We start from the raw sequence: 25945 nt of genomic DNA on the forward strand, positions 1-25945 counted from the left end.
CCGGGCCGGTGTAAAATTCTGGTTACCATTATACCATGAAACGCGAGCAACTCACCGAATTCTCCCAAAGTCCCCCCAATCATCGCCGGTAACCCGCGCCCCAGGCCAAATAAAAAGCCTCCCCATCACTAGGGAGACTTTCTCAAACTTCAACTTAAATCAGATCCGCGACTTCACCAAATTCTTGGTTATCGTGAATCGTCAGCGACCATTCCCGCGTCGCTAGGTCGTACCGTAGACTGGCGACTTCCTTCGAATCGGCATAAACCTCTTCTTGGGTGTGCCAGGCGGCCTGGTGTTCCGGGTGTTGAACGGCACGTACCGGAATCAGGTAGACCCGCCGCCGTTCCACCAACTGATCGAAGGCGATCACGGCACCATCCATCAGGCCTTCGGTTAGCTGCAACAGAATTTCATGGGGGATGTCCGTGATCGACAACGGTCGGGCGAAGACCCAGCGGTTGTTATGCATCGCCCGTAAATGCCGTTTAATGCTCACGTCCAGCACGTGTCCAAAATGGTTCAGGTGCTGGTAGTAGACCTTATAGAAGCCATCCCGCAAGCTCAGAAAAGCGTACTCGTTTTGCAACTTGGCGTAAAACGGCGTCCGAATATGCGTCTCCATGTGCCCCAAATAGAGCAGCTCCGCAATCTCCGTGGGTAACAGGAAATCAAGATCGTCGGCGTGCAGGTAATCCAACCACTTCACGGGCTGGGTGTGCTTCCCCAACAAATACCGCCGCACCTGGGCCTGACCCGAGACGGTCTGAAAACGGGTATGGGGATTGATTTCCACGTCGTTTCCGGATTCAGCGTTCAGCAACAACAATTGATTGGGCACCTCGGGGACCCCATTTAAAAAATCGGCGGGCGAGATTCCCAACGAATACACCATGTTGGTAACTGGCTCTAAACTGAGATAGACAAAATTTCCACGCATACTCTTACACTCTTTCTGCTAATTTCCTCTTTCATTGTACACCGAAATAACGCGAGAATATCGCTTATTTTTTACATTTTTTCCAGCCGGGCAATCCGGTCCGCAATGGGCGGATGAGTGGCAAATAAGTCCCCCAATTTCCGCTTCTTCTTGAACGGATCCCCGATATATAACGCCGAACTGTTGGGGTCGGCCGCCTGCATCGGCTGGCTATCATCAATCTTCTCCAGCGCCGAGATCAACCCCTGCGGATTCCGGGTCAGCTCAACGCTGGCCGCATCCGCGAGGTACTCCCGGTTCCGGGACAACGCCATCTGCGCAATGCTAGCCGCTAACGGGGCCAAGATCAGTAACACCACCGAGATCACGAGTCCAATCACATTACCGGCTGAGCCCTGGTCGTCGTCATCGTCGCGGCGGCGCGCACCACCCCACCAGAACCAGTTGCTGGCAAAGTTCACTAAGAACCCAATGGCCGCCGCCAACGCTAAGGCAATGGTCTGTAACCGAATATCGTAGTTACGAATGTGTGACACCTCATGGCCAATCACGCCTTCCAACTCTTCTCGGTTCAGCCGCTCGAGTAGCCCTGTGGTGACCGCGACCGCCGAATGAGCCGGGTCGTTACCGGTCGCAAAGGCGTTCGGACTGGCATCGTTAATGATGAAGACCCGCGGCATGGGAACTTGGCCCACCATAGCCATGTCTTCGATCAGGTGCCAGAGCTGCGGTGCTTGGTCTTCTTGGGTAATCTCTTGCCCGTGGTTCATGCTCATGATGACGTTCGTTGAGTTACTGATCATGAGGACCATGTAGACCGCCGTAACAATGGCGGCCCCCACGACACCGGCTGACCAGCTGGCCCAAAAGACGTCCCCTAACGCCGCGCCGACCGCTAAGACGAGAAGACCGAAGCCCGCCATGACGTAGCCCGTTCGGCGTTTATTCATGGCAATTTGTTCATATAACATGGTCTCGCCTACTTCGTATTCAGATCGTCAAAAGAAACTTTAGGCGTTGCCTTTTCTTCTGCCGGAACTTCAAGATACTTCTCCATTGCAAAGTGGTGAATGTTGGCCACTAAGTTGCTAGGGAAGGATTGGACCCGCATGTTCAGACTCGCCACGGTACTGTTATAGAGTTGCCGCGAGTACGCAATCTTATTTTCCGTGTTGGTCAGTTCTTCCATCAAGTTGGTAAACTGGGTGTTGGCCTTAAGATCTGGGTAGTTTTCCGCAACGGCGAACAAGGAACGCAACGTCCCTGATAATTCGTTGGACACTTCCATGGTCTGTTGCCGGTCCCCTGCCGGCACTGCCGTTAATTGATTCCGCAGTTCCACCACCTTTTGTAACGTCGATTTTTCATAAGTCGCGTACCCCTTAGCAGTCGAGACCAGGTTCGGAATCAAGTCATTTCGCCGCTTCAATTGCACGTCGATCTGACTCCAAGATTCTTGAACGTGGGTCCGAATCTGGACCAGGCCGTTATAGATGCTAACGTACCAGATAACCAGTAAGCCCACGATAACAATTGCAATAATCCATGCCATAAAGTTACCACTCCTCCAAGTTAATTTGTTAGACTAATCATAACAAAGGCACCTTAGCGAAACCAGCCTGTTCATCACGATTTAAGGATTAATTAGGAGGTCCCACCATGCACCATATTTTATTCGTTTGTCTCGGTAATATCTGCCGCTCCCCTATGGCCGAAGCCATCGCACAAAAAGAGATCGACCAAAACGGCCTGCAACGCCAGTTTGCCGTTCAATCCGTCGCGACTAGCCCCGAAGAAGAGGGCAACCATCCCCATCCCGGTGCGCTGAAAACCATGCGCCAACACGGCTTGGACGCCAGCGCACACCGGTCACGGCCCATCACGCCAGCCGACTTTGCTTGGGCTGACACCATCATCACCATGGACCACGCCAACGTGGCCAACCTGCAACGGCTAGCCCCCACGCCGGCTGATGCTGCCAAGATCAAGCTGTGCCTGGACATTCTCCCCGGACGCCAGGGACAGGCCATCGATGACCCTTGGTACACCCACAAGTTCGAACTGACCTACCAAGAACTGGCCGCAGCAATCCCCGCTTGGCTCCAGGCCTTAGCCCACTAACCTGTAAGAATTGACAAAAGCATCCGGTCCCACCAGCCGATTGGCAGGGCCGTGACGCCAGTGGGCACGACTTTGAGCTTCGCCCAACCCGCGAATCTCAAAGCTCGGCCTTAGCCTAAGGCCAGAAAACCACTGGCCTAACGCTAATGTCACCGGCTGGGCCCTATCGGCTGGCGGGACCTCACATAGAGGCACGATAATGACTAACGCAGTAGGCCATTCCAACGCTAACGTGAGCCGTGAGGGTGGTCAGCTAGGGCTCAGCAGTGAAATTTGACTTGGGGAGCGTTTCTCAGCTGCCCTAGTCAAAGGCCCAGCTTCGAGACCGCTCTTTGGCTCGAAGTGGTGCCCACTGCGTTCCAGCCCTAGCTGGCCGCCCGGTAAGGCGGATGATTGACTCTAGTGTTGCTGGCTGGTGGGACCGGATGGTATCCACACGCTTCCAGCCCGACCCTAGTGCGTTCTAAGTTAAAAGTCAAAAGAAAAAGGCGCTGACCGCGCTTCCAGTTAACCAGCTTGCCAATGATGGCTGAGCGATGATTTCTGAACGCGGTCAGCGCCTTTTAGCTGAACGTTTACGTTTTTCGGGACGTCCGATTCCCTTTACCCGAAACTTAATCCTGCCGGCGACGATTCTTCAGTAGCAGGTAAATGATGATGGCCAACAGAAGGACGATGACCACACCACCCGCGACGAACCACCAGAAGTAATTCGGAGTTGCCGGTTGGTTGAACTTATTCGCTAACTTGCCAACTTCCTTTTGCGTCACCGTAAAGTTCTTGGTGAAGTGCCACTGGTAGCCGCCTTTAGCCGTTGCATCCAGCGTCAACGTGTACTTTCCCGCGGACAGTTGCGTTGAGCCCCAAGGTAGGGCGTAGGCGAAATGACTGTTGGGCGCCATTGCCATGTTGGCCTTTTCATTCTGCAACAAGACTTTACTGTCGCCCGCCTTAGTCACCCGGGCCTTGACCTTCAAGTTCCGCATCATCCCCGGACGCGGGTTCTGCAGCGTGGCCTCCACTTGATTCAAGGAGTTGATCTGCCCCGCCTTCACGTCCAGCAGCTTCATGTCCGGTGCCACTTCTAGAGCTGATTCCCGCAGTCGCAGGCCAATCACGTAAGCGAAATTATTACTAATGGTCACACCCTTACTCTTGGTGGTCTGACCCCGGTCCAGTTTCTTAACGTTGATGCCCCCTAGAATCATACCGTCAAGCTTCTCTGCGGGCATCCGGTACTGCACGTAGACCTTTTTGGTACTCTTCGCTGGCACCGTCACCACTGGTAACTGGGTCTTGTCGAAGATATCTTTGATGCCCACCTTTAACGAACTGTCCCGCTTAGGGTTGGCTTGACTGTAATCAATGACCCCGTTCGCGTTGGTAATCGCCTGGTTCACGTTGACCTGGAACTTCTGGGCCTGATTGGTCTGGTTCCCGATGACGACCCCTAGCCGTTGCTCCTGGTTCGGCTTGACCCGCAAGGCGAAGTACGTGGCGTTCTTGTCATCTTGGTTTTTCGGCAGCACCGCATTTACGGTATACCCCACACTTTCGGCTTTAGCGAACTGTTGATACCCACCAATGGTGAACAGCAACGTTCCTAAAATGATCAATCCCTGCCAAATTCTTTTTTTCATGGTACGCCCACCTTCCTTAAATCGTCCCCATTATAGCAAGGCTGAGCACCGAATTCGGGGACGACCACTCAGCTGCTTTAGTAACCCTGCAAACACGCAAAGATAGCGCTGGCTCTGCAACCACCGCTACCAACTCACTTCCTTCGATCTCCCGCTACCTACTGCGGGGTATCCGTCAATAGCCAAGACAGTGACCCCTGGTAGGTCTGTTCCCGGGTCACCGCCGACTCTAAAATACTGAGACGCATCGGCTGGGTCGGGCTGGTATTCAACCGCCATAGCCAGGTGCCCACTCCCTGGCGACTGCCCGGCGTGTCCTGCGCCCGAGCCACTAGCGAATAACTGCCCACCGGTAGCGCCTGCGTCGCCGTCACCAGGACATCTGGTTGCCGACTGGCGTTTTCTCCGGCCGATAAGAAACGCGTCTCACCTAGACTGACCGTTAAGGCCTTTAATTGCGCGCCATTGGTCTGACCCACCAAAGGTTCGGGCTTGAGCATCAAGCTCCAGCCCGTCCCACTTCCCCGCCGGTCACTTAGCTGAATAAACGGCTGCGTGTTGGCGACCGTCGCGGTGATGGTCCCATCTTGAATGGCTTGCTGTTGAAACGTTAGGTTCGATAAATAATCCAAGGTTAAGTGACCTCGAGAGCCGGTACCTGGATTGTCCGGGTCATCGGGGTCACCAGGAAACGGCTTCCCGGAACCGTCCGGATCGGTCGGCGCTACCGGACCCGTATTCGCATCCGGGACCAACTGAACGTTGCCAGTCGTCTGCCGTCCCGCTGACGTTGCCGCCAGCGCTGGAACACCGCCCCCGACACCGAGAATCAACGAGGTCACCACCAAGAGCATTAGTCTGTTCACGGTGGTCCCCCCTTCTATTTAAGCCGCCCAGCCATTAAGCCTGTGGCGTGTTAGTCAAAGTCCACGTCAGCGTCGATTGGTAGTCGCCGGCAACGTTCCCGGCCTTCAAGTCCAACTTCGCTGTGTCATAAGTGGTATCGAACGAGCCGACCCCTTCCTTACTTTCCGCGTTGTAGGTCGCCCCAATGACCTTTTGGTTAGCCGTCGCACTCCCCGTGTTAAAGATCAGAGACGTACTCAGGTCGGATGGTAATTGCGACGTCCCGGCAGCTACCACTTTCCCGCCGGACAGGGTCAAGGTACTGCCGCCAATGATATCTCCGTCGGAACTGGCGAACTTTTCAGCAGCGACTTGCACGTCCCAGCTAGTCTTGTGCCCTGCGTTGACCACCGTTAGCTTCCCATCATTGGTCCCGGTATGGGCACCAGCATCGATGGTTCCGCTAATAGTTTGGTCTTTTCCGTCAATTTCAGTGCTAGGTACCGTCACGTAAGGTGCCGCCTTTAACATGACGCCCCCGGCACCTGGATTTTCTGGATCTTCACCGGCCGTTAACGTGACGTTCCCCGTCGTACTCTGGGTGGTTGACGCGGCCCCTTCGTCCGCTGCGTGAGCCGTGGTCACACTAGTCAAGCCGATTCCGGCGATTAAAACTACGGATGCAAGTAATTGTCGTGTCTTCTTGGTCATGATATTTTCCACTCCTCGATTTTATGATCTCTTTTTAGGATTTTTCGGTTGCGACGCGGATGTTGCTCCCCGTCGACTTAAGTGCCAGACCCCCAACATCAAACACAGGATGATGCCCAGCAGGGAGGCCAAGCCCAGCCATTGTCCTTCCGATAATTGCGGGAGTCGCCCCGTTGGTTGGGCACTGGCCGCTTGCTGGCCGGTCGTCGCGGAGGGGGATGCGGCGCTGCCCGCAGAATCCCCCGGCACTGATGGGTGGTGATCCGTGGATTCCGTAGACCCCGTGGACCCCGTTGCGCCAGACCCGCCACTCACTAAGTTTCCATCGCTACCGGAAGTCACACTGGAAGCAGATGGCGTCAGCTTCACCTGATATTGGGATTGCTGAGCATCGGTCGCGGCTTGAACCGGCGTGACGCCGCCCCAGCACCAGAGCAACCCGACTAGTAACCAACCGATCCATTTTAGTCGCATCACAATTCCTCATTTCTCAGCAACGTTCCGTGGGGGACTCGGCCGACCTTTCGAAATTAACGCGGTTGTCGCGCCCCGCAGACTCGAACGTTCAGGGTAAAGCATCGTTATTTTGGGTGTTACCTTTTGAACTCATCGATGATTCATGAGCATCTTAGCACGCCCTATCGGTTTTTGTCCACAATTAGCAATGTGTGAGATAAAATATTTCTGAGCAAGATTTGAAAACCCTATCGTATCAGTAGTTTAGCCATCTAACTGTTGCTTTCAAAAAACGATGGATTTCCTTTGATAATTGACTTAAAGACCCATTATTCCCTTTAGCTAATTAGCAACTGTCCTTTAAATCTCAGCCACTAACCAGCCCATAGTCTTTTATAATTATAGTGTAAAACTTCTAATGATTAAATTCGTTATTGTGGCCTATTGAGGGTCCCCAAAAAAGCCGCTGATCCAAGGGATGTCCCCTCGAACCAGCGGCTTTTGGATGATACAGCACCACGTTTAGTTATTAAAACCACCGGCAAACCCTTTACGTACGGATTCGGGCGCCTGCCGATAGGCCATCTGCCGGACGTACTTACCCCGAATCATCAACCGGTTGGCACCCGTCGCATCACAGGTAATCAGCGTGACCAGCTTTTGCTTAGTCGGGGCCACCACCTGGACGTCGGTCGCGGCGATGAACTTCCGCACAGTGACCCGGTATTCGTAGACCTTGCTGGCGTTAGTCAGGTAGATCTTCTGTCCCACCTTAGTCTTGTAATATAGAGGACTAAACAGGATCGAATGCGAGACCATGTGGTGTCCCGCCAACGGATAGTTGTTCTCCCCCATCTTCTGGTCTGGCCGCATGGTTCCCGCGGTCAACGCCAAGACGGGATTACTGACCCCCTTGGCGATCGGCAAATGAATCTTCGATTGCGGGATATAGATCTGACCGACCACGTGAATCTCCTTAGAATTCAAGCGGGCCTTCGCGACCGTCTGGAAATCCAGCGACTTGACCTTTTTAAAGTCGTACGACGCTTTCTTGCGCTGATTTTTCTTAACGGACTGTCGCGTGACTTCGGGTTGATAGGTCGCGACCAGCCACTCTTTGATCTGCTCGTTAAAAATCAGGCCCAGTGAGATCAAGATCAACACGACAAACCCTAGCGTCCCCCACCAGCGCCGCTTATTTTTTTTAACGCTTTGTTTTTTCGCCATGTGCTTCGCTCCTTCCCCAAGTCCTTCTTGATTCTACCCCACGTAAGCCACCGGCGTCCACTCCGACCCTTCCCTGACGCACGACCCCACGCTCCGTTAGGCTAAAAGTTGCGCCCACAGAGGGTACAAAAAAAGCCACCGCCAAGCGGTGACTCTTCAAGTTTTGCTTTAGTCGTTGGACAAACCGTACTTCTTGTTGAATTTGTCGACCGCACCATCGGCTTGGGTAAACTTTTGCTTACCCGTGTAGAATGGGTGAGAGTCAGACGTGATTTCAACACGAATCAATGGGTAAGTGTTGCCATCTTCCCATTCGATGGTTTCGTCTGAAGTTGCCGTAGAACCGGACAAGAACTTGTAGCCGGTAGAAGAGTCTTGGAAGACCACTTCACGGTAATCTGGGTGAATGCCTTGTTTCATAATGTAATACGCTCCTTTTGCCCTGAAACATTGACTGCTTCAGAGATTGATTTAATCGTCAACCGTCACATTATAGCATGAAACTTGACAGTCGGCAATGTTAATCTTGGCCGTCTTCGACTAAGCTGTGAGTATTAACGATGCTCACCCGCGCGTTCAGCGCCGTTAACTTATCGACGATGCGGTCATAACCCCGTAAAATATTGTCAGCGTCATTGATCACCGTGGTGCCCGAGGCCATCAGCCCCGCAATCACCAGGGAAGCTCCCGCCCGAATCTCACCGGCCTGAACTTCACTGCCCTCTAAGTGGTCCGTGGGATCGACGATGATGGTGCCATTTTCAGAACGAATCTGGGCCCCCATCTTCCGTAATTCCGCAATATGCTTGATCCGCTTAGGGTAGATGGTGTCAATCACCACACTGCTCCCGTTCGCCCGCAACAATAGCGGCGTCAACGGCTGTTGAAGATCCGTGGCAAACCCCGGGAATGGCATGGTCTTGACCTGAATCGGCTTCAAGTGTTCCGAACGGGGAACGTAAATGCTGTCCTCATCGATCTCCAGTTGAACGCCCATTTCAATCATCTTCGCCGTGAAGGATTCCAAGTGTTCTGGAATCACGTTCTTGACCACCACACCGTCTCCGATTGCAGCAGCCATGGATAAGTACGTCCCGGCCTCGATCCGATCCGGGATAATCGTGTGCGTATTCATCGCCCGTAACGTGGTGACCCCTTCGATTCGGATCACGTCCGTCCCAGCGCCCCGCACATGCGCGCCCATGTTGTTCAGGAACGTCGCAATATCAATAATTTCTGGTTCTTTCGCGGCATTTTCAATCACCGTGGTCCCGGTCGCCTTGACCGCCGCCAGAATCGAGTTGATCGTCGCCCCAACTGAGACCACGTCCAAGAAGATGCGGGCGCCGTGTAAGCCAGCGGGTCCCGTGGTAATGTGTACCGTGTTATCGTGTTCTGTCACCGTAGCGCCGAGGGCCTTGAAAGCCTTGATATGCTGGTCGATGGGCCGCGGACCAATGTTATCGCCACCAGGAAAACTCAGCGTGGCCCGTTGGAACCGTCCCAATAACGACCCCATAAAGTAGTACGATGCTCGTAAACTTTTGATTGCTTTACTCGGTAGTGGGGCCTCTACGATTTCAGTAGGGTCAATGGTCAGAACCCCGTCTTCGAACGCCGAATGGACGTTCATTGATTTTAAAATCAGCATCAGATTGTGGACATCCAGAATATCCGGGACCATATCAAAACGAACCGGCGTATCCGCTAAAATCGCGGCCGGAATGAGCGCAACTGTGCTATTTTTGGCGCCGCCAATCGTCACCTCACCGGTGAGTCGTTGGCCGCCATCGATTATCATTTTTTTCATCGTGATGCGATCCTCACTTAAACTTATCTCTCATAGATGACTCCAGTACAGTCAGCTATAATGATAAATAATCCCGAACAAAAAGACAACCATTTCTAGGGTTTTCACTAAAATTGTAATATAGACGAAGAAACGCGGAACCGTCCTATTTCTAGGATGATTCCGCGTTTCTGGTACCGGTTCGGCCAAAAGGTGGTCGGACGATTACTTAAATCTCGCCATGACTGAGGAGCCGGTCATCAAGCAAAATCACGGTTAAACCGCGTCCGCTCGGTGTTTTTCTGTCGACTTGGCTTTCCAGCCATGCGATGCGCCGCCCGACTTTCCCGAACGATTCACCTGATACGGCCTACCGCAGAACGTAGCGTTCCCCAGCTAATGCAAGTTATGACTTGCACCCGCCGTCCCGGTCAATTTCTCATTTAATTTTAATAAAATTCGCGTTAGGCTTGGGCTTCTTGGCTTGCCGCCGCGATGAAGTCCCGGAACAGTCCTTCTGGACGGTCTGGCCGCGACAAGAATTCTGGGTGGTATTGGGCCGCCACGAAGAACTTCTTCTTCGGCAATTCAATCACTTCAACCAGGTGGTCATCAGGCGACGTCCCGGAGAAGACTAACCCCTTGGCCGCCATTTCGGCCCGGTATTGGTTGTTGAATTCGTAACGGTGACGGTGCCGCTCTTGGATAATATCTTGGTTATCGTAAGCCTTAGCAGCGACACTGCCCTTCTTCAACTTGCAAGGATAGAGTCCCAACCGTTGGGTCCCGCCCATCTCGTGGACGTCGGCTTGGTCGGCCATCAGGTCAATGATCTTGTGCGTGGTGTCCGGATCCATTTCCGTCGAGTTCGCGTCCTGGTAACCCAGAATGTCCCGCGCAAATTCGATGCTGGCCACTTGCATCCCTAGGCAAATCCCCAAGAATGGCACGTCCTGTTCCCGGGCGTACTTGATGGCGGTGATCATGCCTTCGATCCCCCGGTCGCCGAACCCACCAGGAACGATGATCCCGTCCATGCCTTTCAAAATCTCCGCCACGTTGTCATCCACGATCTTCTCGGCATCGATCATGTGCAGGTCAATCTTGGCATCGACCGGTAAGCCCGCGTGTTGTAAGGCTTCGGCCACGGAGATGTACGCATCGTGCAGCGCAACGTACTTACCGACCAGCGCGATTTTGATGGTCCGCTTCAGGTTCAACATGTGGTCGACCATCTTGGCCCAACCCGTCATATCGGCCTTAGGCGCAGTCACGCCAAAGTGTTCCAGAATCAAGTTATCTAGTCCTTGTTCCTGTAACTTCAACGGAATCGAGTAGATGGATGGCACGTCCATAGATTCCACAACGGCCGCAGGCTTCACGTCACAGAACAACGCAATCTTTTGACGCATCGCATCCGTGATTGGCTTTTCCGTCCGGACTACCAGGGCGTTCGGTTGAATCCCGATGCTCCGCAATTCACGGACGGAATGTTGCGTCGGCTTGGTCTTCATTTCGTGTGCCGCGTGTAAGTATGGCACCAGCGTAGTGTGAATGTAGAAGACGTTCTCGTCGCCCACTTCGCTCTTCATCTGCCGAATCGCTTCCAGGAACGGTTGGGATTCAATATCCCCAACGGTCCCACCGATTTCAGTAATCACGAAGTCCGCACCCAGCGTCTTGCCGGCCCGCATGATCTTCTCTTTGATCATACCGGTAATGTGCGGAATCACTTGTACCGTGGCACCCAGATAGTCGCCCCGGCGTTCCTTTTCCAAAACTTCCGAATAAATCTTACCAGTCGTGACGTTCGAGTACTTGTTTAAGTTGTTATCGATAAACCGCTCGTAATGACCTAAGTCCAAATCCGTTTCGGTCCCATCGTCGGTCACGAAGACTTCCCCGTGTTGGTAAGGACTCATCGTGCCCGGATCCACGTTAATGTACGGATCGAATTTCTGAATGGTTACGTTTAGGCCCCGGTTCTTTAACAGCCGGCCCAGAGATGCTGCCACAATCCCTTTACCTAATGATGATACGACGCCGCCAGTCACAAAAATATATTTGGTCATGTGCAAACTCCTTGTAAGATTATTTAGGGTCGTTCGGTCGTGGTTGTTTTCCCCGCCGCTTTCAGGTCTCTGACCCCGCCCAGCTGAAGACACCAGCTCGTGGTCCGATTCCCGATGGCTAGGGGTGGAAACAAATAAAAAGCTCCCTATTCGTTGGAATAGGGAGCTAACTTCACCGTTCAGTTGTCCTTACGATAAATCGTAGGGAGCCCAAAAAATATAGTAACTGTTTTTGACGAACAGGTCAAGCATTCGGCGCGATTATTTTTGATCGTCGTCGGTTTCGTCATCGTCGTCTTCTTCGTCATCATCGGCGGAGAAGTCCAGGTCGTCGGCGTCATCGTCTGGCGCGTCCATCTGTGACAACTGGTCTTCGATACCTTCGGGAATATCCTCGGTGTCGTCTTCCTCGTCGTCATCGTTGATGCCCAACCCGTTTTGTAACTTACCCAAATCTGGCGCACCATTACCCGTGGCGTCGTCATCATCGTCATCGTTAGCGTAACTGGTGTTGGAGTCATCTTCCGGATCGTCGTCATCGTAATCGATCACGTCATCATCATCCGTGGTGTCTGCCAAGAAGGCGTTGACTTTCTTACGCTTCTTGCGCTTAGGTTGGTCCTCGTCTTCTTCCGCGTGGACCGTCGCTTCATCGATGGATTCAAACGGATACCAAGTTCGCAGTCCCCAAAGGTTATCACCCAGAGAAATGAAACTACCGTCAACGTTTAAATCCGTATAAAATTGGGACAGCCGTTCACGAATTTCTTTATCGCTGTCACCCAGGTACGTCTGAACGGCGTTTGCCAGGTCGGCAAAGGCCATCACGTCGCCATGTTGAGACAAGATGGCGTGGGCAACCTCAATCATTGATAATTCCTTTTTATTCTGGCCCTCAAAGACTTTTAATTCCAAACTGGTGCACGTCCTTTCCACAGTCTACGAAATATAATACGCGTTTATGCTGTAAATTGCAATCGAATCTTGTAGTTTCCGACCAATTCTTCCCCAGCATACAGCAAATAGTCAATCTTGACGTTCCCGCTGAACGGCCGCTCCTGAAAGCTGGTCTCCAAAAACGGGGTGACCGTCTCGATAGGCATAATCCCGTACGGCGTCTGGTAACGGGCGGTCACCCGCTTACCACTGATAAAGTGTAACCGCAGTTCCGCCTCGGCGTTGCGCGTCAAGTGGACCGCCCCATCCGGGGTAAACTTCATGGTCACTGGTGTCTGCTCATGGGTCTCCTGGTTGGGTTCCAGGTAGCGCAGGTAGAGGTTATCCCCCATCTGAACCAGCTGGCCGTCCACGTCCAGTCGGTAATCAGACACATCATCGTCCTGTTTAATGTGGGTCTCCAAGTGAATGGCTACGGGAACACCCGCTGAGAGTTGATCCATCTCGGTCCTTCCTTCCTTCAGGTCAAGTCACGCACAGTTACTTGTGCGTATATCAAGTTTAATTATAGTTCATTTGGGGACAAAAACCCACCGGATTCTCTTGGGATTCACCGGTCGTGACCTGACGGCGCAAACGTTTTCTAGTATAATAAATAAATAGGAAAACTTCTGAAAGAAGGCTGGTGTCATGTTACCCTTTGCTTTACCCACGACCACCATTCAGACGCTCACCACGTCCATCCCCGCTGACCAAAAAAATCTGGCCTTCGGGTACACCAACGCGTTGCTCGACTTAATGGCCCAACAGTCCCACCCCATTCTTCACTTTTGGGATATGCAACCGACCGTGATCTTGGGGCTGAAAGACAAACGACTCCCCGATTTAGCCGCCGCCGTGCGGCAAGTTCAGGGCCACGGTTATGACTGGGTCCTGCGGAATTCGGGCGGCCTCGCAGTGGTTGCCGACCCCGGAATCCTCAACGTGTCACTCTTCAGCCCATTGACCACGCCGCCCATTAGCGTCGACAACGCCTACGAACAGATGATGGCGTTGGTCCGGGCGGCCTGGCCCGAATTGACCATCGCCCACTTTGAGGTCACCCACTCGTACTGTCCAGGAGACTACGACTTAAGTGTCAACGGTCAAAAGATCGCTGGCATCTCCCAACGCCGGAGCCCCCACGCCCTAGTGACCATGCTGTACCTGGGGGTCAACGGCGACCAGGCGGCCCGGGGAAGCCTGATCCGCGACTTCTACCAGGCCGGTCTCGCCCAGCAGCCCAACCAATGGGGCTTCCCCGACGTTGACCCGGCTACCATGACCACCACGTCGCAACTCTTGGGGCAGGACTTAAGCCTAGCTGACGCCCGGCAACGCTTCTTGAACGCGTGCCAGGACGCCGGCTTGACCGTTACTCACCAAGAACTGGCTGCCCGACTGACACAACCCGATTTCACCGAACGACTGGACCACGCCACCGCCCAAATGCGCCGGCGCCAACCCCGTCTGACCACCGAATAAGGAGGTATTGCTTTTGTCATATGCTACTGCGCACTTACCGCGCGAAAAGGTCTTACGCGACCCCGTTCACAACTACATCTACGTCCAACACCAGGTCATCTTAGACCTGATCAACACCCGTGAATTCCAGCGGTTGCGGCGAATCAAGCAACTGGGGACCGCTTCGCTGGTCTTCCACGGCGCCGAACACACCCGTTTCGCCCACTGCCTGGGCGTCTACGAGATCACCCGGCGTATCTGTGATAACTTCCAGCGAAACTACCCGACTCAGACTCCGGGGGATGGCGGTTGGGACGACCGTGAACGGTTGACTGCGCTGTGTGCCGCCCTCCTACACGATATCGGTCACGGGCCCTACTCGCACACCTTCGAGCACATCTTCCATACCAATCATGAGGCCATCACCGTGGCCATCCTGACGTCACCGGAAACGGAGGTCAACCAGGTGTTGCGTAAGGTCAGCCCGACCTTCCCCGCCGAAGTCGCCAGTGTAATCCAGAAGACCTACCCGAATCCCCAGGTGGTCCAGATGATTTCCAGTCAGATCGACGCCGACCGGATGGATTACCTGTTGCGCGACGCCTACTTCACCGGCACCCAGTACGGAGCTTACGATCTGACCCGAATTCTGCGGGTCATGCGTCCCTACCAAGGCGGCATCGCCTTTGCCATGAACGGGATGCATGCGGTCGAAGACTACATCATGAGTCGCTTCCAGATGTACCAGCAGGTCTACTTCCACCCGGTCTCCCGGGCCATGGAAGTCATCTTAGACCACCTGCTTGCTCGGGCCAACCAGCTCTACCAGACGGGGCAGAGTAACGAAAGCTTCACCCCCCACCTGTTACTGCCCTTCTTCAACCACGAGTTCAACTTGCAGGATTACTTGAACCTCGACGACGGGGTCCTGACCACCTACTTCACCCATTGGCGGCAATCCCCCGACGAGATTCTAGCCGACCTGGCACACCGGTTCCTCGACCGTAAGCCGTTAAAGAGTGCGGTCTACTCCGAAGAGACCCAGTCCTTGCTGGCCCCACTCCGGGAGATGATTCGGTCGGTCGGCTTCAACACCGACTACTACACCGCCACGGATACCAGTTACGACTTACCCTACGACGACTCGTACGATCCCAAGATGGAGCACCCCCTGACCCAGATTGAACTTCAACAGCCCGACGGTTCTCTCGCAGAACTCTCGACGGTCTCCGACTTAGTCAACGCTTTACGTGGTAAGTTCACCGGTGACCAACGGTTCTTTTTCCCCAAGGAAATGCTGAACCCGGGCGACAACGCCCCCGAACTCTTCCAGCCCATCTATAACGACTTCGGACGGTACATTCAAAACAACCAACTTATTCAACCAAAGGAGCACTAACGCTATGTCCATTAAATTAATCGCTATCGACATCGATGGCACCCTGTTAAACGAAAAGAACGAACTGGCCCCAGCCACGATCGACGCCGTTCAGGCCGCCGAAGCCCAGGGCATCAAGGTCGTCCTCTGCAGCGGCCGGCCCCTCTCCGGTGTTGCGCCCTACATTAAGAAACTAGGTATCAGTGGGGACGACCAGTACGCCATCACCTACAACGGCTCCGTCGCCCAGACTGTCTCCGGTAAGGTCCTGATCAACCACTCCCTGAGCTACGACGACTATATCGACCTGGAGGCCCTCTCCCGTAAGTTAGGTGTGCACTTCCAAGTTGAAACGCCCGACTACATCTACACCGCCAACAAGAACATCAGTGCCTACACCATCTACGAAAGCAACCTGGTCACCATGCTGATTCGGTACCGGGAAGTCAACGAAATGCCCCGGGACCTGACCATCTCCAAGGCCATGTTCGTCGACCACGCCCAAGAAATCGACCGGATCAAGCCGCTGATTCCCCAGAGCTTCAAGGACAAGTACTACGTGGTCCAGAGCACGCCTGTGTTCATCGAAGTCATGAACAAGGAAGCTAGCAAGGGAAACGCCTTACGGGGCTTAGCCGCCAAGTTAGGCCTATCTGCGGACGAGATCATGACGTTGGGTGACCAAGGAAACGACCTGACCATGATTGAATACGCGGGGATGGGCGTCGCCATGGGCAACGCCATCGACGAGGTCAAGCAAGCGGCTAACGCTGTGACGTTGACCAACGCCGAAGATGGCGTGGCCGCCGCCATTCGCAAGTACGCTTTAAAGTAACTTCTTAACGAGATAGCAAATGAGCACCGGAAGACCCTGTCGGTTTTCCGGTGCTCATTTTTTCTGGATCACGCTTTGGGCTGATGCGGTGCCTTGTGGGTAACGGGCTTATCCGTCGCCCGCATCACATCCGCCACCTGCTGGTGATTGAGCGTCTTCATCCATTTTGAAATCTTAGCGACCCGTTTAAGTTGCTCTGGGGTCAACTGTTTCTTGGGTTGGGTCATAATGATCAGTCCATTTCTCTAAGTCTAATACGCCCAGCATAACCCCGTCGCTACCCATAACGCAAACATTCACTGTTAACGATTGGCGGATGAATCCGACCCCGGCAGCCGCTAGGGCCGTGACGCCCGTGGGCACGATTTCAAGCCTCACCTAACCCGTGAGTCTTGAAACTCGGCCTTGGCCTAAGCCGAGAAACCCCACTCGGCTAACGCCAATTTCACCGGCTGAGCCCCTAGCGGCCACCGGGGTCTTACACGGTGACGGGACAATGACGATGGTTAAACCAGCCACAACCGTGAGCCGTGAGGTCGGCCAGACAGGGCTCAGCCGTGAAATTTTCCTTGGTGAGCGTTTTTAGCTCGCCTAGGAAAAGGCCCAGCTTCGAGACCGCTCTTTGGCTCGAAGTGGTGCCCACGGCGTTCCAGCCCTGTCTGGCCGACCGGTAAGGCGGATGGCCTCCATCAGTGTTTGCAAGACTTAAATCAACGTTAGGATGATGCCGACGACGATGAGACCCGTGCCGGATAATAAGCTGAAGCGGGCTCCCGCCGTGACGCGAATCGGGGAATTCTTGACCGTGGCGACGTCGTGCACGTCCACTTTTTCCCCGGGTAAGGCATCCATCCCCTTACGCCGGCGATGACGCCACCCCGTGAAGAGGTGCCCGCGGGCTAGGATCAAGATGGCCCCCACCACTAAGAGGACCAACCCCACCATGAATAACAGATTGCCGCTCTCCATCAGGGGCCGTCCTAACACCCGCATGACCAGGGCGACTAGGATTCCTAAGGCGATGACGCCCGTTCCCCAGCGTTGCCAATTCTTTTGCAAACTCGCTCACTCCTTTAATCTCATCCAAGTTCTGGTTAAACAAAAAGACCCGGGTGACGCAACCGCCCCCAGGTCTTAACTTTGTCGTGTTTTATTGTTCGCTCCCGCGGAACCGGGTGTTGAACAACGGGCTAACTGGCCGGTTTTCGTTGATCCGCTTGATGGCTTGGCCAATCAGGGGACCGACTGAAATTTGTTCGATCTTATCGATTTGCTTGTCCGCCGTTAACTGAATCGAGTCCGTCACCACTAACTTCTTAATTGGGGAGTTCTTGATTCGTTCGATGGCGGGACCAGACAAGACCGGATGGGTACAACTAGCGTAGACTTCCTTAGCCCCAGCGTCCATCAACGCTTGTGAACCTAAGGTAATCGTCCCCGCCGTGTCGATCATGTCATCGATCATGATGCACCGCTTGCCCTTGATATCCCCGATGATGTTCATGATTTCGGCAACGTTGGCCCGTGGCCGCCGCTTGTCGATAATCGCGATTGGGGCTTTCAAGAATTCAGCTAAGGCCCGTGCCCGGGTCACCCCACCATGGTCGGGTGAAACCACCACGGCGTCTTCGGCCAAGCCACTCCGTAAGAAGTAGTCGGCCAACAATGGGGCGCCCATCAAGTGGTCCACCGGCACGTCGAAGAAGCCTTGAATCTGGGCCGCATGTAAGTCTAACGCTAAGACCCGCGTGACACCGGCCGTTTGGAGCATATTGGCCACTAATTTAGCCGTAATTGGTTCCCGTGAACGAGCTTTCCGGTCTTGACGCGCATACCCGTAGTACGGAATGACCACGTTGATCGTGGCAGCACTCGCCCGCCGTAAGGCATCAATCATAATCAACAGTTCCATCAAATTATCGTTGACGGGAGCTGAGGTGGATTGAATCACGTAAACGTGACATCCGCGGACACTTTGTTCAATGTTAATCCGGATTTCGCCGTCACTGAACCGGTCCACCGACGTTTTCCCTAACTCTACACCAACTTCATCAGCGATCTTTTGCGCCAATGGTTTGTTTGAGTTTAACGCAAAAATCTTTAATTTAGGGTCAAAATATTGCGTAGCCATAATTTCCTCCAATAGCAAGTAGCTGCCAGAATCACTACCATAATTTTATGTTATCCCGTTAGGAAACACAAGCGTTTCTCTTGCCGGATTATTCCCCGCGGTACGGGAGCTTTTGATAATAGTTCGGCTTGTTGGTCTGCCGTTGCCGCGCAATCGCCATATCGTACTGCTTAACGGCATCGGTAATCGTGGAGCCCGCCGCAATGAAGCTATGATCCGCAACATCCAACGGTGCCACTAAGTTCGAGTTCGAGCCGATGAAGGCGTCATCGCCAACCACCGTCTCGTGCTTGTTCTTTCCGTCATAGTTGACAAAGACCACGCCGCAACCCACGTTAATGTGCTTGCCCAGCTTGGCATTGCCCACGTAAGTCAAGTGCCCCACTTTGGTGCCCTCACCAATCGTGGCCTTCTTAACTTCCACAAAGTTACCCAGGTGAACCTTTGGCCCGATGTGGGATTCTGGACGCAAATGACTGTTTGGTCCAATATTACTGCCACTCGCCATGTCAGAATCTTCCAACAACGACGACGTGACGGTCACGTGGTCCGCTAGCGTCGAGTTACGGATCTCGGAGTGCGACCCAATGTAGCAGTCCTCGCCGATGACCGTGTGGCCCTTCAACTGAACGTTAGGTTCGATGATGGTATCGGCCCCAATCTGAACATCGGCATCGATGTAGGTGGTGTCGGGGTCAATCAAGGTCACCCCGTCACGCATGTGCTGCACGTTGATCCGGTGCCGCATAACCTTGGTCGCAACGGACAAGGCCACGCGGTCGTTAACGCCCATGGACTCGTCAAAGTCCTTCATCCGGTACGCACCCACGATGTCCCCCTGTTGCTTCAAGATTTCAATCACATCGGTCAGGTAGTACTCACCCTGAGCGTTGTCGTTGGAGATCTCGTGGAGGGCCTTGAACAACTTCTGGTTGTCAAAGACGTAGACTCCCGTGTTGATTTCGTGAATTTCCTGTTCTTCGGAACTGGCATCCTTTTGTTCCACGATCTTTTCGACGATGCCAATGTTGTTCCGAACGATGCGACCGTAACCGGTCGGGTCGGGCGCCATCGAGGTCAGAATCGTGGCAGCCGCGTGCTTAGCTTCGTGGTACGCGAAGAGGTCTTCGAAAGTTTCCGCCCGGAACAGTGGGGTATCCCCGCTCACGATCAGCGTGGTTCCGGCTTCATCCTTTAAGACCGGTTCCGTCTGTAAGACCGCGTGGCCAGTTCCCAGTTGCTTCGCTTGCAGCACGTACTGGGTTCGGTCGCCCAAGGTCGCTTTGACCTCATCTGCACCGTAACCCACGACCGTGACCACCTTGTCCATATGGGTCTTTTCGACCTGGGTCAACACGTGGTCGACCATCGCTTTCCCACAGACACGGTGCAACACTTTATACAGTTTCGACTTCATCCGGGTTCCCTTACCGGCAGCCAGAATGATGGTATTTCTCGTACTCATCGGACATATCCCCTAGTTTAATTGATTGTTTTCGTCACCAAAAATCTGCGTCAGGTAATTCCCTGGCGTCACCCGAATCTGTTCATCAGCCGTCTGCACCTTCAACAGGGAGGTGTACTTACTGATGGTCCGCTGACCATCGAAGTCGCCTTCCGCAAAGACGGCGACCCCGGCCAGTTGTGAATCAAATTCATCGACTAATGAGCGCAGCCCCCCAACGGTGCCGCCGCCCTTCATGTAGTCGTCGACGATCAGGACCCGCGAACCCGGCTTGACGCTGCGCTTCGACAACGCCATCCGTTCAATTCGCTTGGTCGACCCGGACACGTAGTTGACACTCACGGTCGAGCCTTCGGTAATCTGAGAATCGTGCCGGGCAATCACGAACGGCACGTTCAGGTAGTTGGCCACGCTTTGTGCCAACGGAATTCCCTTAGCCGCAATCGTGACCACCACGTCGACCGTCTGGTTCAGGTACTGGGTCGCCAAGATCCGTCCAATCTGCCGTAACGCTGCGGGCCGGCCCAAGATATCGGACATGTACACGTAGCCCCCTGGCAGGTACCGGTCAGCTGCGGATAAATCATCGATCATTTCATCCACGAACTGTTGGGCTTCTTCCCGTAAAATGTAGGGAATAAACCGCGCGCCACCGGCTGCACCGGGGACCGTCTCCAATAGTCCGGTTCCCCGGGCCTGGAAAGTGCGCTTCAGAATCGTCAGGTCTTCACTGATGGACGACTTGGCAGACTCATAACGGGCCGCGAAGAACGTCAGCGACACCAGTTGATGCGGACGTTCCATTAAATAGCGGGTCATATCGACCAGCCGGTCACTTCTTCTGACTTTCAACCTGTTCACCTCAATTGTTTTCTTTAGCGTTAATTGTATGCTTCATTTTATCATAAATGTTCGGGTTTTTCGTGGCATTTCCGTTAGAATTCAAAATTCATGGGGAAAAATGATACATTTGGAACCGCTCCCCTGACTGAACGCTTCAGGTTCCCGTCAGTTCGCGAATTATTCCTCAAAATTGCCCCCAAATATCAAACGCTGTCAGCCGCCAACCCACCCCTTTTACAAAATTAATTATAAACGCCAAATTATCACGAACGTTAACTTTTCAACTCACTGCGGGCTGGCGAAACCGGTACCAATGCCATTATACCTGGAGCGGAACCAGAATACTTTATTCACGTCCTACCGAAATCATCCCCCGTGCTCGTTCCTAAATTCCAACATAATCAGCAGCCATCACCGGAACCACAAAAAGATCGTTCGGAAGCCCCACGCTTCCAAACGATCTCTTTGGTCTAACTATTGGTTTAATCACAGCATCCGTCGCTTACAGGGTGTCGCCCTTGGCCCGCAAGAGTTCCCCTAAAGAAGGCTGTTGCTTAGGATCAATGTGGTTTTGCTTAGCGTATTCATCGACCGCCGCTTGACCGTACAGCTTAGGGTCCAACGGCATGTAGGCCGTACCAATAGGGTCATCGTCCTTGATCACGGCGTTGACCACGATTGGCTTGGTGTTGCCCTTTGCCTGTAGGTCTTGGATGTGGTTGAAGACGTTCTCCACGTCAACCTTGTTCTTGACCGTGAAGCCAATTCCGCCTAATCCTTCGGCGACCTTGGCCCAGTCGGCTTCCGTCAGGTCGACCCCGTAAAGGTGTTGACCCGTGGCGACCTGTTCATTATAGATGAAACCGAACCGGTTATTGGTGAAGACCACGTTAATCACTGGCAACTGGTACCGGACTTCCGTAATCAGGTCAGGCGCCACCATCGCGAAGCCACCATCACCGGAGAAGGACCAGGCTTGAGCCCCCTTGTCGGCGTTCAACGCCCCGGCTAACCCGGCTGGCAGGCCATAACCCATGGTCGCAAACAATCCAGATAACGCGAAGCGCTGGTTCTGATCCATGGGGAGCCCGCGGACGGCCCACTCGGACACGTTCCCGGTATCGACCCCGTAGATATCGTCAGGACCGACTAAGGAAGCCACTTTCCGCATCACGGTCTCCGGTGCCAAGCCCTGGCTGTCGTCTTGAGCCAGTTGCGCTAACCAAGCGTCCCAGTTCTGCTTGTTCTGCCGGTTAGCCCGCAACCAGTCAGTTTCCGGCAAGGTCTCCCCGGTCGCAATCATGGCTTGCAGGTACTGCTTGGCATCCCCCAGGACGGCGTAGTCCACAGGGACCATCTTTCCAATGTCAAAAGAATTATCGTTCACTTGGATGATCTTGATTCCCTTCGGCCAGAACTGGGCAAACGGGAATTCGGACCCCAAGAAGAGAATCAGGTCGGTGTGCTGGAGGGCTTCGAACCCGGACTTAGACCCTAACCGGCCAAACGTCCCGATGGCGTTGGGGTGATTGGTGGGAATCACGCCCGTAGCGGGAACCGTGTTCATGACCGGCAAGTTGAACTGTTCGCTGAACTTGACCAGTTCATCCCGCGCTCCTAACAGACCCCGACCAGCGTAGACCAGCGGGTGCTTAGCGGCCTTTAATAACGCTAAGGTCTTCTCGATTGCCACGGGATCGATCTGTTGTTTGTAGCTATTGGATACCAGGTTCGGGGTCTTAACGGGTTCGTAATCGATCTCCGTTGCCGACAGGTTCTCCGGAATAATGACCACTGCGGGGCCCTTTTGCCGGTAAGCTTCCCGGATGGCTTGGTTCACCACGTAAGGCAATTGTTCCGCGGTCGTGGCGGTCCGGTTATAGACGGCCACGTCACTGAACATCGGCGTCTCGTCCATTTCCTGGAAGTAGTTGGTGTTCATGGCCGCTTGCGGGACTTGTCCCACTAAGGCTAAGACGGGCACGTGGTCCATCTTGGCATCATAGAGGCCGTTGAATAAGTGCGTCGCACCAGGACCGGCTGACCCGAAGGACACCCCGATCTTCCCCGTGTACTTGGCATCTGCTGTGGCGGCCAACGCCCCCACTTCCTCGTGGCGAACCTGAATGTACTGGATTCGATCCTTTTCTAGATAGAGGCCTTCAACGGTATGGTTGATCGACCCGCCGGGAATCCCGTAAATATGGTCAACGCCCCAGGCTTCTAAAACTTTGACTAACGCTTGTCCTGCAATCATCTTAGTCATCGTGAATCGCACTCCTTTACTGATTAAGTCCCACGTAATCAGGGGCCGAATTGATTTTACAGGACATACTATAGTCCTTATTTTTAGGAAGTGCCAGTATTTTCTCTTACTTTTCGTAAGTACATTTTTTCACAACTTGAAAAGGCCTCCATCACCGCCCTTTAAGGCTTAGGAAAGATAGCCTTCTTCGTGTGACCTTCTCAGTTTTCCCACCAGTCACGAAAAAACGCGCCCCACAGGCCATCATCTGTGCAAGGCGCGCTAACTTGAATTTTAATTTTATTTCGCCGCGGTCTGGAAATGTTGCCAGATCAACGCGATGAAGTAGAATGCCGCTTCGATGGCTGCGATGAAGAACGAGACGGGATAGTTGGTCACGTAACTCAACGCCAGCCCACTCCAAACGCCCACTAAGGCCAAGACGATGGCTAACCCCATCATGCCCCCGACCGTGTGGACGAAGTACTTGGCTGTCGCGGCGGGTAAGGTCAGGAGAATGAAAATCAGTAACGACCCCACAATCTGGGCCGCCACACTGACACTCAACGCCAGCAGGACCAAGAACGTGATCGATAACGCGTTAGTCCATAGGCCTTTGACTTGGGCCCCCGTATGGTCGAAGGAGTCAAACTTCAAGAAGCGGTAGATTACCAAGACCACCAGCAAGACCAAAATCGACAGGACCAGCATCTGGGTCACGTCACTGGCACTGATGCCAATCACGCTCCCAAACAAGATGTTGGTCGCGTAGCTGGCATTCTTATTGGCCAACGACAAGAACAGGATCCCTAACCCGATAAACAACGCTGAAATGGCGCTAGTCGCCGCTTCTCGCCGTTCGGCCCGGACGCTGAGTTGACCCACGATGACCGAGCTGACCACCGTGAACAGGAGCATCCCGCTCAACGGCGTCCAGCCCGCGAAGATCCCAAAAGCCGCCCCGGAAAAGCCAATTTCGGAGAGCGTGTGGGTCAGAAAAGACATGTTGCGGGCAATCACGAAGACGCCCATGATGCCACAAATGATCGCAATAATGGTTCCAGCCGCGAACGCATTGCGCATAAATTCGTAACTAAACACGTTCACCCCTCCAAACCTTTTCGTCCGTCAGTGCCGCAATCGGTCCTTGTTCGGTTCCCTGCGGTGTCAACATCAAGAAGTGTTGGCTGTACTTACGAGCCAACGGAATGTCGTGGGTGACAAAGAGAACGGTCAATCCCTGTTGCTGGTTCAACCATTGAACCAGGTCCAGCAACTCCGTCTTAGTCACGGGATCCAGGCTCGCCGTCGATTCATCGAGAATCAGCAGGCTGGGCGCTTCAACCAGCGCTTGGGCCAAGTACGCCTTTTGCTTCTCGCCCCCTGAGGCCTGACCAATGGGCCGGGTAGCGATCTTTTCCAAGCCCGTTTCCGCTAAAATCTTGGCGACCCGTTGCCGCTCCGCGCGACTCAGCCACGGGAGCTTCCAACCCGTCAGGTTCAACCCCACGAAGTCCCGAATCGTGAGCGGATAATCCGCATCGATATTGCGAAACTGCGGTACGTAGCCAATGCGTAGGCTCGGGTCGTACACCACCCGCCCCGTTGTCGGACGGAGTTGGTGCAGAATCGTCCGCATCAGGGTGGTCTTCCCCACCCCGTTCTCTCCCACGATACTCCAGAATTCTCCGGGGCGTACGGTCAGGTTCAAATCGTTAAAAACGGGGTGACCCGGAAAGGTCATCCCCAGATGGTTCAATTCTAAGATTGCTTGCGTCGTAGTCATTCAGACGTCCTCGCTTCCTGTTGAATCCGTAAGACTTGTCGATACTGGCCCGCCATCCACTCACGGTACGTGGTGTGCACTGGCATGGTCTCGGTGACTTTGACCACCGGTACCCGATACTTCCGGGCTAAGCGCACCATGGTCGCCACGTTATTGCTGGAGTTCTGGGTGTTCTCGACAAAAAAGGCGATTTTGTGATGTTTCAATTGGTGCTGCAAGCGGGTGATATCGGCGGGCGTGGGGTCACTATCCTCTTCGATGGCCTGCGCAAAGTGCTGGTCACTGATGTGGTACCCCATGGCCTTTAGCGCTAGGCTAAACACGGGTTCGCTGACCGCGACTGCTTGGCCGTTCGCGTGTTGCTTGATGCGCTGCGCCAACTGGGGCAAAACGGCTAACTGGCGTTGGTACGCCGCACCGCGCCGTTGGAAATCGCGGGCGTGGGCCGGGTCTAACGCGCTGAACTGCTTGACCAATTGCCGGGTCATGGTCCGCATCAGCTGCGGATCACTCCAGAGATGGGGGTTATCCCCCATCTTCCGGCCGACCAAAGTCCCCAACGTCAACGTATGAATCTGCGAATGACCGTTAGCCGCCACTAGGCGTTCCATCCAACTGTCATAGCCCAAGCCGTTTTGAATCACCACGTTGGCCTTAGCGACCGTCTTAGCAGTCGCAATATCGGGTTCGAAGCTCTCCGGATCAATACTGGGACTGTTGATCACCGTGGTGACCGTCCCCGCCGAACCCAGGATTTTTCGTGCCGCTTCACCATAGAAGTCTAGGCTGGCCACCACGTGGATGCCGTCGGTCTTCGTCGTGGTCCGTTGTGAGGGGGTCGCCTTGCATCCCGTTAGGAATAAGGCCAGTGTTCCCACCATTAGGAGCACCACCGTTAGCCATCTTCTGCGCCGCACAAAATCCATCTCTTTTCGTCTTAAAATTCTGTAAATGATAATTATTACCATTTACCAGTTTATCGATTTTTGAAAGCTTGTCAATCTTTTTTCTAAGCCCATGGTGGGTCTTAACCCTATTTTAACCCTCTCTTGGTCACAGC

General features: G+C 53.9%; 26 protein-coding genes. 4 read left to right on the top strand and 22 right to left on the bottom strand.

Annotated elements, in window-relative coordinates:
- Positions 1-154: 154 nt before the first annotated feature.
- The 3 genes from FD30_RS05430 to FD30_RS05440 all read right to left on the bottom strand — a co-directional run bounded on the left by FD30_RS05430 (position 155) and on the right by FD30_RS05440 (position 2492).
- Positions 155-940, bottom strand: a complete 786-nt coding sequence (locus FD30_RS05430) for a hypothetical protein (RefSeq protein WP_024747916.1) — start codon at positions 938-940, stop codon at positions 155-157.
- Positions 941-1011: 71 nt separating this feature from the next.
- On the bottom strand, positions 1012-1911 hold the full coding sequence (gene htpX, locus FD30_RS05435; RefSeq protein ID WP_056944189.1) for a zinc metalloprotease HtpX: 900 nt from the start codon (positions 1909-1911) through the stop codon (positions 1012-1014).
- Between the two features lie 8 nt (positions 1912-1919).
- Positions 1920-2492 (bottom strand): LemA family protein, encoded by a 573-nt coding sequence (locus tag FD30_RS05440; protein ID WP_024747918.1) that lies wholly within the window; start codon positions 2490-2492, stop codon positions 1920-1922.
- A 107-nt stretch (positions 2493-2599) separates the two neighbouring features.
- On the opposite strand from FD30_RS05440, the gene FD30_RS05445 reads away from it, so the two are divergent.
- Complete coding sequence (locus tag FD30_RS05445; RefSeq protein WP_024747919.1) at positions 2600-3061, top strand: low molecular weight protein-tyrosine-phosphatase; 462 nt, start codon at positions 2600-2602, stop codon at positions 3059-3061.
- Between the two features lie 614 nt (positions 3062-3675).
- Here FD30_RS05445 and FD30_RS05450 read toward each other — a convergent pair.
- The 10 genes from FD30_RS05450 to FD30_RS05495 all read right to left on the bottom strand — a co-directional run bounded on the left by FD30_RS05450 (position 3676) and on the right by FD30_RS05495 (position 13202).
- Positions 3676-4701, bottom strand: a complete 1026-nt coding sequence (locus FD30_RS05450; RefSeq protein WP_056944190.1) for a WxLIP family cell surface protein — start codon at positions 4699-4701, stop codon at positions 3676-3678.
- Between the two features lie 158 nt (positions 4702-4859).
- Positions 4860-5567: a WxL domain-containing protein gene (locus tag FD30_RS05455; RefSeq protein ID WP_147000055.1), complete on the bottom strand. Its 708-nt coding sequence runs from the start codon at positions 5565-5567 to the stop codon at positions 4860-4862.
- Positions 5568-5601: 34 nt separating this feature from the next.
- Positions 5602-6258: a WxL domain-containing protein gene (locus tag FD30_RS05460; protein WP_056944192.1), complete on the bottom strand. Its 657-nt coding sequence runs from the start codon at positions 6256-6258 to the stop codon at positions 5602-5604.
- A gap of 21 nt (positions 6259-6279) precedes the next feature.
- Positions 6280-6732 (bottom strand): tumor necrosis factor receptor family protein, encoded by a 453-nt coding sequence (locus FD30_RS05465; protein ID WP_056944193.1) that lies wholly within the window; start codon positions 6730-6732, stop codon positions 6280-6282.
- A 504-nt stretch (positions 6733-7236) separates the two neighbouring features.
- Positions 7237-7941, bottom strand: coding sequence for a class A sortase (locus tag FD30_RS05470; RefSeq protein ID WP_056944194.1), 705 nt, complete (start codon positions 7939-7941; stop codon positions 7237-7239).
- Positions 7942-8109: 168 nt separating this feature from the next.
- Positions 8110-8361 (bottom strand): type B 50S ribosomal protein L31, encoded by a 252-nt coding sequence (locus tag FD30_RS05475; RefSeq protein ID WP_056944195.1) that lies wholly within the window; start codon positions 8359-8361, stop codon positions 8110-8112.
- A gap of 100 nt (positions 8362-8461) precedes the next feature.
- Positions 8462-9751 (bottom strand): UDP-N-acetylglucosamine 1-carboxyvinyltransferase, encoded by a 1290-nt coding sequence (locus tag FD30_RS05480; protein ID WP_056944196.1) that lies wholly within the window; start codon positions 9749-9751, stop codon positions 8462-8464.
- 443 nt (positions 9752-10194) lie between these two features.
- Positions 10195-11802 carry a CTP synthase gene (locus FD30_RS05485; protein ID WP_056944197.1) on the bottom strand — a complete coding sequence of 536 codons (1608 nt, stop codon included), beginning with the start codon at positions 11800-11802 and terminating at the stop codon, positions 10195-10197.
- 261 nt (positions 11803-12063) lie between these two features.
- A complete protein-coding gene (gene rpoE, locus FD30_RS05490; protein ID WP_056944198.1) occupies positions 12064-12717 on the bottom strand; it encodes a DNA-directed RNA polymerase subunit delta in 654 nt (217 codons plus the stop codon).
- Between the two features lie 44 nt (positions 12718-12761).
- Entirely contained in the window at positions 12762-13202 is a 441-nt protein-coding gene (locus FD30_RS05495; RefSeq protein ID WP_024747928.1) for a YwiB family protein, read from the bottom strand.
- A 187-nt stretch (positions 13203-13389) separates the two neighbouring features.
- On the opposite strand from FD30_RS05495, the gene FD30_RS05500 reads away from it, so the two are divergent.
- From FD30_RS05500 to yidA, 3 genes are read left to right on the top strand one after another with little or no spacing between them, the layout of a single operon-like run.
- A complete protein-coding gene (locus FD30_RS05500) occupies positions 13390-14223 on the top strand; it encodes a lipoate--protein ligase family protein (RefSeq protein ID WP_056944199.1) in 834 nt (277 codons plus the stop codon).
- Positions 14224-14236: 13 nt separating this feature from the next.
- On the top strand, positions 14237-15601 hold the full coding sequence (locus tag FD30_RS05505) for an HD domain-containing protein (protein WP_024747930.1): 1365 nt from the start codon (positions 14237-14239) through the stop codon (positions 15599-15601).
- A gap of 4 nt (positions 15602-15605) precedes the next feature.
- The gene (yidA, locus tag FD30_RS05510; RefSeq protein WP_056944200.1) at positions 15606-16415 is read left to right on the top strand and encodes a sugar-phosphatase; all 810 of its coding nucleotides are present in this window, start codon (positions 15606-15608) and stop codon (positions 16413-16415) included.
- A 68-nt stretch (positions 16416-16483) separates the two neighbouring features.
- Here yidA and FD30_RS11535 read toward each other — a convergent pair whose 3' ends face one another.
- From FD30_RS11535 to FD30_RS05550, 9 genes are all read right to left on the bottom strand, one after another.
- Entirely contained in the window at positions 16484-16642 is a 159-nt protein-coding gene (locus FD30_RS11535; RefSeq protein WP_156652550.1) for a hypothetical protein, read from the bottom strand.
- A gap of 478 nt (positions 16643-17120) precedes the next feature.
- Positions 17121-17474 (bottom strand): DUF3899 domain-containing protein, encoded by a 354-nt coding sequence (locus FD30_RS05515; RefSeq protein WP_056944201.1) that lies wholly within the window; start codon positions 17472-17474, stop codon positions 17121-17123.
- Positions 17475-17565: 91 nt separating this feature from the next.
- Positions 17566-18546 (bottom strand): ribose-phosphate diphosphokinase, encoded by a 981-nt coding sequence (locus FD30_RS05520; RefSeq protein WP_056944202.1) that lies wholly within the window; start codon positions 18544-18546, stop codon positions 17566-17568.
- 88 nt (positions 18547-18634) lie between these two features.
- A complete protein-coding gene (glmU, locus tag FD30_RS05525) occupies positions 18635-20011 on the bottom strand; it encodes a bifunctional UDP-N-acetylglucosamine diphosphorylase/glucosamine-1-phosphate N-acetyltransferase GlmU (protein WP_056944203.1) in 1377 nt (458 codons plus the stop codon).
- A gap of 12 nt (positions 20012-20023) precedes the next feature.
- Positions 20024-20863 (bottom strand): pur operon repressor, encoded by an 840-nt coding sequence (purR, locus tag FD30_RS05530; protein ID WP_024747935.1) that lies wholly within the window; start codon positions 20861-20863, stop codon positions 20024-20026.
- Between the two features lie 493 nt (positions 20864-21356).
- The gene (locus FD30_RS05535) at positions 21357-23120 is read right to left on the bottom strand and encodes a thiamine pyrophosphate-binding protein (RefSeq protein ID WP_056944204.1); all 1764 of its coding nucleotides are present in this window, start codon (positions 23118-23120) and stop codon (positions 21357-21359) included.
- 279 nt (positions 23121-23399) lie between these two features.
- Positions 23400-24200 (bottom strand): metal ABC transporter permease, encoded by an 801-nt coding sequence (locus tag FD30_RS05540; protein ID WP_024747937.1) that lies wholly within the window; start codon positions 24198-24200, stop codon positions 23400-23402.
- Positions 24193-24885, bottom strand: a complete 693-nt coding sequence (locus tag FD30_RS05545) for a metal ABC transporter ATP-binding protein (RefSeq protein WP_056944205.1) — start codon at positions 24883-24885, stop codon at positions 24193-24195. Before FD30_RS05545 ends, FD30_RS05540 begins: the two co-directional genes overlap by 8 nt.
- Positions 24882-25811: a metal ABC transporter solute-binding protein, Zn/Mn family gene (locus tag FD30_RS05550; protein WP_056944206.1), complete on the bottom strand. Its 930-nt coding sequence runs from the start codon at positions 25809-25811 to the stop codon at positions 24882-24884. The genes FD30_RS05545 and FD30_RS05550 overlap by 4 nt, the downstream gene beginning before the upstream one ends.
- Between the last annotated feature and the right edge of the window lie 134 nt (positions 25812-25945).

Origin of the sequence: Levilactobacillus namurensis DSM 19117, from assembly GCF_001434785.1 — a bacterium.
Lineage (GTDB): Bacteria > Bacillota > Bacilli > Lactobacillales > Lactobacillaceae > Levilactobacillus > Levilactobacillus namurensis.

What these genes read in the sequence shown, in the direction of transcription:
- FD30_RS05520 (WP_056944202.1), bottom strand. Translation starts at nt 18,546, where the DNA reads ATGGCTACGCAATATTTTGACCCTAAATTAAAGATTTTTGCGTTAAAC.
- FD30_RS05440 (WP_024747918.1), bottom strand. Translation starts at nt 2,492, where the DNA reads ATGGCATGGATTATTGCAATTGTTATCGTGGGCTTACTGGTTATCTGG.
- FD30_RS05475 (WP_056944195.1), bottom strand. Translation starts at nt 8,361, where the DNA reads ATGAAACAAGGCATTCACCCAGATTACCGTGAAGTGGTCTTCCAAGAC.
- FD30_RS05480 (WP_056944196.1), bottom strand. Translation starts at nt 9,751, where the DNA reads ATGAAAAAAATGATAATCGATGGCGGCCAACGACTCACCGGTGAGGTG.
- FD30_RS05460 (WP_056944192.1), bottom strand. Translation starts at nt 6,258, where the DNA reads ATGACCAAGAAGACACGACAATTACTTGCATCCGTAGTTTTAATCGCC.
- FD30_RS05445 (WP_024747919.1), top strand. Translation starts at nt 2,600, where the DNA reads ATGCACCATATTTTATTCGTTTGTCTCGGTAATATCTGCCGCTCCCCT.
- FD30_RS11535 (WP_156652550.1), bottom strand. Translation starts at nt 16,642, where the DNA reads ATGACCCAACCCAAGAAACAGTTGACCCCAGAGCAACTTAAACGGGTC.
- FD30_RS05430 (WP_024747916.1), bottom strand. Translation starts at nt 940, where the DNA reads ATGCGTGGAAATTTTGTCTATCTCAGTTTAGAGCCAGTTACCAACATG.
- FD30_RS05495 (WP_024747928.1), bottom strand. Translation starts at nt 13,202, where the DNA reads ATGGATCAACTCTCAGCGGGTGTTCCCGTAGCCATTCACTTGGAGACC.
- FD30_RS05535 (WP_056944204.1), bottom strand. Translation starts at nt 23,120, where the DNA reads ATGACTAAGATGATTGCAGGACAAGCGTTAGTCAAAGTTTTAGAAGCC.
- FD30_RS05485 (WP_056944197.1), bottom strand. Translation starts at nt 11,802, where the DNA reads ATGACCAAATATATTTTTGTGACTGGCGGCGTCGTATCATCATTAGGT.
- FD30_RS05545 (WP_056944205.1), bottom strand. Translation starts at nt 24,885, where the DNA reads ATGACTACGACGCAAGCAATCTTAGAATTGAACCATCTGGGGATGACC.
- htpX (WP_056944189.1), bottom strand. Translation starts at nt 1,911, where the DNA reads ATGTTATATGAACAAATTGCCATGAATAAACGCCGAACGGGCTACGTC.
- FD30_RS05550 (WP_056944206.1), bottom strand. Translation starts at nt 25,811, where the DNA reads ATGGATTTTGTGCGGCGCAGAAGATGGCTAACGGTGGTGCTCCTAATG.
- FD30_RS05500 (WP_056944199.1), top strand. Translation starts at nt 13,390, where the DNA reads ATGTTACCCTTTGCTTTACCCACGACCACCATTCAGACGCTCACCACG.
- FD30_RS05450 (WP_056944190.1), bottom strand. Translation starts at nt 4,701, where the DNA reads ATGAAAAAAAGAATTTGGCAGGGATTGATCATTTTAGGAACGTTGCTG.
- glmU (WP_056944203.1), bottom strand. Translation starts at nt 20,011, where the DNA reads ATGAGTACGAGAAATACCATCATTCTGGCTGCCGGTAAGGGAACCCGG.
- yidA (WP_056944200.1), top strand. Translation starts at nt 15,606, where the DNA reads ATGTCCATTAAATTAATCGCTATCGACATCGATGGCACCCTGTTAAAC.
- FD30_RS05470 (WP_056944194.1), bottom strand. Translation starts at nt 7,941, where the DNA reads ATGGCGAAAAAACAAAGCGTTAAAAAAAATAAGCGGCGCTGGTGGGGG.
- FD30_RS05465 (WP_056944193.1), bottom strand. Translation starts at nt 6,732, where the DNA reads ATGCGACTAAAATGGATCGGTTGGTTACTAGTCGGGTTGCTCTGGTGC.